The organism is Stenotrophomonas sp. PS02298 (assembly GCF_029959445.1).
Lineage (GTDB): Bacteria > Pseudomonadota > Gammaproteobacteria > Xanthomonadales > Xanthomonadaceae > Stenotrophomonas.
Genome location: NZ_JASCOR010000053.1, coordinates 18,738 through 27,484, shown reverse-complemented (window position 1 = coordinate 27,484; position 8,747 = coordinate 18,738). Strand labels below are relative to the sequence as shown.

Annotated in this window: 7 protein-coding genes; 5 read left to right on the top strand and 2 right to left on the bottom strand. The window is 62.9% G+C overall.

Annotated elements, in window-relative coordinates; genetic code table 11:
• Nucleotides 1–382: 382 nt before the first annotated feature.
• Both QMX78_RS10000 and QMX78_RS09995 read right to left on the bottom strand, forming a co-directional pair.
• Nucleotides 383–1,012, bottom strand: a complete 630-nt coding sequence (locus tag QMX78_RS10000; RefSeq protein WP_282268976.1) for a hypothetical protein — start codon at nucleotides 1,010–1,012, stop codon at nucleotides 383–385.
• A 77-nt stretch (nucleotides 1,013–1,089) separates the two neighbouring features.
• Nucleotides 1,090–3,528 (bottom strand): penicillin-binding protein 1A, encoded by a 2,439-nt coding sequence (locus QMX78_RS09995; RefSeq protein WP_282268974.1) that lies wholly within the window; start codon nucleotides 3,526–3,528, stop codon nucleotides 1,090–1,092.
• 214 nt (nucleotides 3,529–3,742) lie between these two features.
• Here QMX78_RS09995 and QMX78_RS09990 point away from each other — a divergent pair, with 214 nt between their 5' ends.
• From QMX78_RS09990 to QMX78_RS09970, 5 genes are read left to right on the top strand one after another with little or no spacing between them, the layout of a single operon-like run.
• Nucleotides 3,743–4,801, top strand: a complete 1,059-nt coding sequence (locus QMX78_RS09990; RefSeq protein WP_343229781.1) for a pilus assembly protein PilM — start codon at nucleotides 3,743–3,745, stop codon at nucleotides 4,799–4,801.
• Nucleotides 4,801–5,568 (top strand): PilN domain-containing protein, encoded by a 768-nt coding sequence (locus tag QMX78_RS09985; RefSeq protein ID WP_282268970.1) that lies wholly within the window; start codon nucleotides 4,801–4,803, stop codon nucleotides 5,566–5,568. Before QMX78_RS09990 ends, QMX78_RS09985 begins: the two co-directional genes overlap by 1 nt.
• Complete coding sequence (pilO, locus tag QMX78_RS09980; RefSeq protein ID WP_282268968.1) at nucleotides 5,565–6,227, top strand: type 4a pilus biogenesis protein PilO; 663 nt, start codon at nucleotides 5,565–5,567, stop codon at nucleotides 6,225–6,227. Before QMX78_RS09985 ends, pilO begins: the two co-directional genes overlap by 4 nt.
• A 2-nt stretch (nucleotides 6,228–6,229) precedes the next feature.
• On the top strand, nucleotides 6,230–6,760 hold the full coding sequence (locus tag QMX78_RS09975) for a pilus assembly protein PilP (protein ID WP_282268967.1): 531 nt from the start codon (nucleotides 6,230–6,232) through the stop codon (nucleotides 6,758–6,760).
• A 19-nt stretch (nucleotides 6,761–6,779) separates the two neighbouring features.
• Complete coding sequence (locus tag QMX78_RS09970) at nucleotides 6,780–8,675, top strand: type IV pilus secretin PilQ family protein (protein ID WP_282268965.1); 1,896 nt, start codon at nucleotides 6,780–6,782, stop codon at nucleotides 8,673–8,675.
• Nucleotides 8,676–8,747 lie beyond the last annotated feature (72 nt).

The following is an 8,747-nucleotide window of genomic DNA, read 5'->3' as shown; positions in this document are numbered from 1 at the left end:
GCCGAGCCATGCTCGGCAGAGGCTTTACCGGGAATGCCTTTGCCGAGCATGGCTCGGCACTACGTTCCCTTCCTTTGCCGCAGGCAAGGGAAAGGTTGGGAGGGGACTTCTTCGGCCTTTCGCGTATCGCCAGCGTCGCGGCTTACGCCGCTCCCACAAGCGCAGATGGTTGTCCGGTAGTACCGAGCCATGCTCGGCGCTACGCTCCCTCCCTTTGCCGCAGGCAAGGGGAGGGTTGGGGAGGGGTAGCTTCTTCGGCCTTTCGCGCATCGCCAACGTCGCGGCTTACACCGCTCCCACAAGCGCAGATGGATGCCCGGTAGTGCCGAGCCATGCTCGGCAGGGCTTTACCGGGAATGCTGCTGCCGAGCATGGCTCAGCATTACCGCTGTTCCTGCGCCAGCAATTGCCGCAGTTGCGTCAATGTCGCGCGCGGCAGGGGCTTGCCGTCGTCCGTTGAAACAGGCGGCTGCCGCAGTGCATCCTCGGGCAGCACGACCAGTTCGAAGGCGATGCCATCGGCGGCGAACTCGCAGCCTGGGTAGTGCTGTTTTGACGAATGTCCCGCCAAACGCAGCGACCAGGTGCGCGCCTCGGCAGGAATGCGCTGTTCGTGAAGAAAGCGCTGCACGGCATCGGGATCATCGCAATGCAGGTGCAGGATGACCGGGCTGTCGCCGGTGGCAAGTCCACTCAGCACTGCGCCGGCCAGGCGTGGCTGGAAGGCCTGCAGGAACTGCATGGCCTGCGCTGCAGATTCGCGACGCTCGTGCAGCGCGCCGGGTTGGCTGCCGGAGGCGAACAGCAATTGATGCTCACGCAGCGCCTGCTCGATCTCGCCCAGGCGCGGCCACAAGGCTTCGCTGGCGATGCCGAGCCTTGCAGCAGCTTTGCGGCGGGCGTGTTCAAGGTCATGGATGCCGCTTTCGGCGATCAAGCGGGCGGCCTCCTGCGCGATCAATTGCCGTTCGCGGGCATTGCGCGGGAGGGAGTGCGGTGGCGATGAAGGCATCAGGCTCTGACCTTGGGGGGTGCTGGCCCGATTGTAGGCAGGCGGCGGGGCTTGCGTCCCGCCGCCTGCTGGGTTGATCAGAAGATGTCGAACGCGGCGTCGTTGGTCGCGTGGTCCTGCTGGCCGAAGTCGAAGTCCTGCACGCGATCCAGGTCTTCGGTCTTGACCCATTCCGTGGCGCCGTTGATGGTCGCCTGCACCATGCCGGACGGTGGGTCGTTCCTGGCGATGGGAGCGTCCTTCAGCGCAACGCGCATGTAGTCGATCCAGATCGGCAGGGCTGCCTTGCCGCCGTATTCGCGGTAGCCCAGCGAGCGGAAGTCGTCGCGGCCGACCCACACGGTGGTTGCCAGCGGGCCGCCGAAGCCGGAGAACCAGGCGTCGCGATGGTCGTTGGTGGAGCCGGTCTTGCCGCCCACGTCTTCGCGTCCCAGGACCTTGGCTGCGGTGCCGGTGCCGCGCTGGACCACGTCACGCATCATCGATACCAACTGGTAGGCGGTGCGCTCGTCGATGGCGCGCGGCGCAGTGCGGGCGTCCGGGTTCACCGGCTTTGCCGGCTCGATGGCCTCAGGCTTGGCTTCCGCCGGCTTGGCGGCAACCGGAGCGGGTGCCGCCTCGGCGCCGAAGTTGAAGCCGTCCACCACCTGGCTCACGGGCGCCGCGCCTGCGGTCGAGGTGCCGCCGCAGCCGCGGCAGGCCATGGCCGGGTTTTCCTTGAAGATCACGTTGCCATCGCGGTCCTTGATTTCGTCCACGACCCAGGTGTCCACGCGTGAGCCGCCGTTGGCGAACACGGCGTAACCGCGGGCGACCGACAACGGGGTCAGCGAGGCGGTACCCAGCGACATCGACAGGTTCGGCGGCAGTTCGGCTTCCTGGAAGCCGAATTCGCTGATGTACTTGCGCGCATAGTCCACGCCCATGCTGTCGAGCAGGCGCACCGATACCAGGTTGCGTGATTGCACCAGTGCTTCGCGCAGACGCATCGGGCCGCGGAAGCCGCCGCCATCGTTCTGCGGCTGCCAGGTCTTGCCGCGACGGTCGCGGAACACCACCGGTGCATCCAGCACGATCGAGGCCGGGTTGAAGCCCTTGTCGAAGGCGGCCGCATAGATGAACGGCTTGAAGCTGGAGCCGGGCTGGCGGCGTGCCTGGGTGGCGCGGTTGAACTTGTTGCCGGCAAAGCTGAAGCCGCCGACGAGGGCGCGCAACGCGCCGCTTTCGGCGTCCACCGAGACCAGCGCACTTTGGCCGCGCGGGATCTGGTCGATCAGCCATTCGCCTTCCTTGCTGCCAGCGCGCACGCGGATCATGTCGCCGCGGGTGGCCAGCTTGGCGGGGCTGCGGTTGGTCCAGCGGCTGGACGCCACCGGCAGCACCAGTTCGCTGCGGTCGGCCAGCACCACGGTGATGCTGCCGTCGGCATGGGTGGCCGAAACCACGGCAGCCTGCAGGCCCGATTGGGACGGGATGCCGGCGATGTGCCGGGCCAGCGCGGTGCTGTCGGCATCGGCAGCGACGTCGAAGTGCTGTTCGACGCCGTGCCAGCCGTGGCGGTGGTCATAGGTGTGCAGGCCATCGCGCACCGCCGTGTTGGCGGCTTCCTGCAGCTGGCCATTGATGGTGGTGGTGACGTGGTAGCCCTTGTTGAGCACGTCGCTGCCGTATTTGGCGATCATTTCCTGGCGCACCAGCTCGGCCACGTAGGGCGCATAGACCTGCACCGGCGGCTCATGCGGGCTGGCATGCATCGCCACGGCCTTTGCTGCATCGGCCTCGGCCTGGCTGACGTAGCCCAGGTCGGCCATGCGCTGCAGCACATAGTTGTCGCGTCGCTGGCGCGCGCGCTCGGGGTTGCTCAGCGGGTTGCCGCTGGAGGGAAACTTGGGGATGCCGGCCAGCGAGGCCATTTCGTCCAGGTCGAGCTCGCCCAGCTTCTTGCCGTAGTAGTACTCGGCGGCGGCACCGATGCCATAGGCGCGGTTACCGAAGAAGCTCTTGTTGAGGTACAGCTCGAAGATCTCGTCCTTGCTCAGCTCGCTCTCGATTTTGCGGGCGAGCAGGATTTCGGCGAACTTGCGGGTGTAGCTGACCTCGCTGCTGAGGAAGAATTGCCGCGCAACCTGCTGGGTGATGGTCGATCCACCGGGTACACCGTCCTTGGAGCCGGTGCGCGCGATCAGCCATACGGCGCGGGCAATGCCCTTGTAGTCGATGCCGTCGTGTTGGTAGAAACGGGCGTCCTCGGTGGCCAGGAAGGCCTGCTTCAGGCGCTCCGGGACGTCCTTCATCTGTACCGGGTAACGGCGGGTCTCGCCGAATACCGCCATCAATTTCCCTTCATTATCATAAACATACATCGGCTCCTGCAATTCAACATTGCGCAGCGTCTGTACGTCCGGGAGCTTGGACGAGACAACGTAATAGAGCGAGCCGATGGCGATTGCGCCGACCAGGGAGAAGGCGACAAAGAGGGCCAGCAGCCAACGCAGCCAGCGACGAAAACGTGGCATCCAGAAGTCCCGATTGCGGTTTTTGTAGCCGCAGAGTATAGATTACGCAGGGGAGCGGCTGGGGCCGCGTCCTGGGGAGAGCAAATGGGATACAGCTGGGCGACGTGATGCAGATCGCGTCTCGCATTCCGGGTGGTTGCCATTTGCTGAAAAAACGTTATTAATGCGCCGACGCAAGACTTGCGTCCAAGTGCCCGTCGGCAGGGGAGAATCCGTGGGGCTTATCCCAAAGAGTCAGGCACCAATCATTGGTGTCGACATCAGTTCGACTGCGGTGAAGCTGCTTCAGCTTTCCCGCAGCGGTAACCGTTTCCGCGTGGAACATTACGCCGTGGAACCTCTTCCGCCGAATGCGGTGGTGGAGAAGAACATTGTCGAAGTCGAAGCAGTCGGCGAAGCGATTCGTCGTGCTGTCGCGCGTTCAGGCAGCAAGGCCAAGGGGGCGGCCGCCGCTGTTGCCGGCTCTGCGGTGATCACCAAGGTGATCCCGATGCCGGCGGACCTGGACGAGAGCGAGATGGAAGCACAGGTCGAGCTGGAGGCGGTGAATTACATCCCGTACCCCATCGACGAAGTGAACCTCGATTTCGAAGTGCTGGGTCCAGTACCGAACAATCCGGAAATGGTGCAGGTACTGCTGGCCGCGTCCCGCTCGGAGAACGTGGAGCTGCGTCAGTCCGCGCTGGAGCTGGGTGGGCTGACCGCCAAGGTGATGGATGTGGAGGCGTTCGCGATCGAGAACGCCTTTGCGTTGGTTGCCAGCGAGCTGGCTGTACCCAGTGATGGCGTGGTGGCGCTGGTCGATATTGGCGCAACCATGACCACGCTCAACGTATTGCGTGGTGGCCGCAGCCTGTACAGCCGCGAACAGGTGTTCGGTGGCAAGCAGCTCACCGACGAGGTGATGCGCCGCTACGGCCTGAGCTACGAGGAAGCAGGCTTGGCCAAGCGCCAGGGCGGTTTGCCGGAGAGCTACGAGGTGGAAGTGCTGGAGCCGTTCAAGGAAGCGACGGTGCAGCAGATCAGCCGCCTGTTGCAGTTCTTCTACGCCGGCAGCGAGTTCAACCGCGTTGACCACATCGTTCTGGCCGGTGGCTGTGCTGCCCTGATCGGCTTGCCGACCATGGTCGAAGAGCAGCTTGGCGTGGCGACCTCGGTCGCCAACCCCTTGGCGCAGATGACGCTGGGTCCGAAGGTCCAGGCGCATGCACTGAACCAGGATGCGCCTGCGCTGATGATCGCGACAGGTCTGGCCATGAGGGGGTTTGACTGATGGCACGGATCAATCTATTGCCATGGCGCGAGGAGCGCCGCAAACAGCGTCAGCGTGAGTTCTACGGGATGCTGGGCTTTGCTGCGCTCAGTGGCGTGGTGCTGTCGGGCTTGCTGTGGTTTTACTTCAGCCAGCAGATCAGCGGGCAGAACGAGCGCAATGCCTACCTTGAGACCGAGATCGCCAAGGTCAAGGAGCAGAACAAGGAAATCGACCGCCTGGACGAGCAGAAAAAGCGTCTGCTGGACCGCAAGGCGGTGATCGAGGAGCTGCAGGGCAAGCGGTCGCAGATGGTGCACCTGTTTGATTCGTTGGTGCGCACCATTCCCGATGGCGTGGTACTGACCGCACTGAAGCAGGAAGGCGAGACCCTGACGCTGGAAGGGCGTACGCAGTCCAACGCCCGTGTCAGTGCCTATATGCGCAATCTCGAGACTTCGGGCTGGATGAGGAATCCGGAACTGACCATCATCGAGGCGCGTGCGCAGGATACGCAGCAGAAGGGCGGTGCGGTTGTCGACATCAAGTCCTTGCCGTATGTGTTCACGCTGAAGGTGCAGTTGCCAGCGCCAAGCGATGGCCAGGCTGAAGCTGGTGCCGCGCCGACCGCAGCTGATGCTGCAGCGGTGGCCCCTGCAGCAGCCGCTGCGCCCGGTGCTCCGGCTGCTGCGTCGCCGGCAGCGCCGGCGGTGCCTGCCAGCGGGGCGGAGAAACCAAAGGGCGAGACAGCACCGGCAGCGCCGGCGCAGAAGGAGGCCCGTTCGTGAGCAAGAAATTCAACGCCAAAGAGCTGGATTTCAACAATATCGGCGCCTGGCCGCGCAACGCGAAGGTTGTGTTCTGCGTGTTGCTGTCCTTGCTGATCCTCGGCCTGTCTTACCTGTTGATCATCAGTGGACAGAGAGGGGAGCTGGAAGAACTGGTGAACAAGGAGGCATCCTTGCGCCAGGACTTCGAGACCGAACAGAAGCGAGCGGTCAACCTGGAGCCGTTGAAGCAACAGCTGGCACAGATGGAGCAGGTGTTGCAGCAGATGCTGCGCCAGTTGCCCAGCAAAACGGAAATGCCGGATCTGATCATCGACGTTTCGCAGACCGCGTTGTCCAGCGGTTTGAACAACGAACTGTTCAAGCCCGGTGACGAGACCTTGAAAGAGTTCTATGCCGAAAAGCCGATCGCGCTGCGCCTTGTTGGCAGCTATCACCAGTTCGGTGCGTTCGTCAGTGGCGTGGCGTCATTGCCTCGCGTGGTCATCCTGACCATGCATGACATCAATCTGCAGCCCAAGGGTGGACAGGGTGTGATCACGCCCGGTGGCGCGCTGGAGTTGTCCGGTACGGTCAAGACCTATCGGTACCTGGATGACACCGAGTTGGCTGATCAGCAGAAGGCCGCCGCCGATGCCAAGAAAAAGGGAGGGAAGTGATCATGCGTAATGTTTCCTCCCTGGTGTTTGGTGCCGCCTGCCTAGTGCTGCTGGGCGGTTGCGCCCGCGGCATCACCAGTACGCCTGGTGACGCGCCCAATCTTGAAAAATGGACTGCCGACGTGCGCGCACGTCCCGCCGAGTCGTTGGAGGCTCTGCCGGTGATGCAGCAGTTCGAGACCTTTGAATATTCGGCGCAAGGCCTGCGTGATCCGTTCAGTGACGCCTGGGTATCCGATGACGGCAACAGCCAGTTGCGACCGGATCCGAACCGTCGCAAGGAACCGCTCGAGGGGTTCCCGTTGGACAGCCTGGACATGGTTGGCACGATCGGTAGCGGCGCGGGTGCCGTGGCACTGGTGATGGGGCCGGACAAGGTCACTTACCGTGTACGTCCTGGGGTGTACATGGGTCAGAGCGATGGCCGTGTGACTGGCGTACGCGAAGACGGGATCGAGTTGATTGAACTAGTGCCGGACGGTGCAGGTGGCTGGCTGGAACGCCCAGCTTCGCTTGCACTGGACGATCGTTGATTGATTAGGGGATAGCACGATGACTTTTACCAAAGCCCTGAGCCTGCGTCCCATCCGGCGCCATGCACTGGTCCGCGTCTGCGCCCTGGGAGTGGCGCTGGCAGCGGTGTGCGGCTCTTCCTACGCAGCACAGCCTGTTGCGGGTGTAGGCGGCGCAGCCGCAGCCACCCAGCAGGCAGTGAAGGCGGTTTCCGTAACCAAGATCGACTTCAAGCGCGGCGATGATGGTGCCGGGCGGTTGATCATGCAGTTCGACGGCCAGGGCGCGAGCCCGGACCTGCGCAACCAGGGCAACAACGTCGTGATCGACGTTGGCAACGCCGTGTTGCCGGCCGAACTGCAGCGCCCGCTCAATGTTGTTGATTTCGCCACGCCGGTGCAGCGCATCGACGCCAAGCCATCCGGGCAGGGCTCGCAGCTGGTGCTCAGCACCAACGGCGCATTCGATTCGCTGGCCTATCAGTCCGGCAATGAGTACGTGGTCGAGATCACTCCGCGCCAGGCCGAGGTGGCTACCGGTGCGGTGACCTCCAGGACGGTTGCGCAGGCGGCCGCTACGGTGGCGGCACGTGGCTACAGTGGCCGTCCGGTGACCTTCAACTTCCAGGACGTGCCGGTGCGCACGGTGCTGCAGTTGATTGCCGAGGAGTCCAATCTCAACGTGGTCGCCTCCGACACGGTGCAGGGCAATGTGACCTTGCGCCTGGTCAATGTGCCGTGGGACCAGGCACTGGACATCGTGTTGCGCGCCAAGGGCCTGGACAAACGTCGCGATGGTGGCGTGATCTGGGTTGCGCCGCAGCCGGAGCTGGCCAAGTTCGAGCAGGACAAGGAAGACGCGCGCATCGCCATCGATAACCGCGTCGACCTGATCACCGATTACGTGCAGATCAACTACCACAGTGCCGAGGCGATCTTCAAAGCCCTGACCGAGGCCAAGGGCATTGGCAACAGCAATAGCGGCGGTAGCGGCAATGGCAACAACAGCTCGGAGGAAAACGGTTTCCTGTCGCCGCGTGGTCGCCTGGTGGCGGATGAGCGCACCAATACGCTGATGATCAGTGACATCCCGAAGAAGGTCGCGCAGATGCGTGAGCTGATCGGGGTGATCGATCGACCGGTGGATCAGGTGCTGATCGAAGGCCGTATCGTGATCGCTACCGACACCTTCGCCCGTGACCTGGGTGCCAAGTTCGGTATCGGTGGCACCCGTAGCTACAACAATGGCAGCAACGTCGGCACGATCGGCAGCGGCACCAGTGGTACCGGCAACGCAAGTCGTGGGCTCAATGTCAGCTTGCCCGCCGGCACCTTCACCAGCGTCAAGGCGGGCGAGGCTCCGAGCATCGCCTATACGCTGCTGGGTGCGAATTTCAACCTGGACCTGGAGCTTTCCGCATTGCAGGAAGAAGGTCGCGGTGAAGTCATTTCCAACCCGCGTATCGTCACCGCCAACCAGCGCGAAGGCGTCATCAAGCAGGGTAAGGAAATCGGCTACGTCACCATTACCGGTGGTACCGGTGGTACTGCGGCAACGCCGAATGTCCAGTTCAAGGAAGTACTGCTGGAGTTGAAGGTCACGCCGACCATCACCCAGGACAATCGTGTCTTCCTCAACATGAATGTGAAGAAGGACGAAGTCGACGAATATCTGGAAGTGGACAACTTTGGTGTTGTCCCGATCATCAACCGCCGCGAAATCAACACCGCGGTATTGGTGGACGATGGTCAAACCGTTGTGATCGGCGGCGTGTATGAATTCAGTGACCGAAGCAGCATCAGCAAGGTACCGTTCCTGGGTGACATCCCGTTCCTTGGCAATCTGTTCAAGAAGCGCGGTCGTGCCAAAGACAAGGCTGAGCTGCTGGTGTTTGTGACCCCGAAGATCCTGCGCGTAGCCAAGGCTGCCAGGTAAGCGGTTGTCGTATCAAGGGAAAGGGGCCGCTGAAGCGGCCCTTTTCCGTTTAGAGGAGGGCGTTTGGAACCA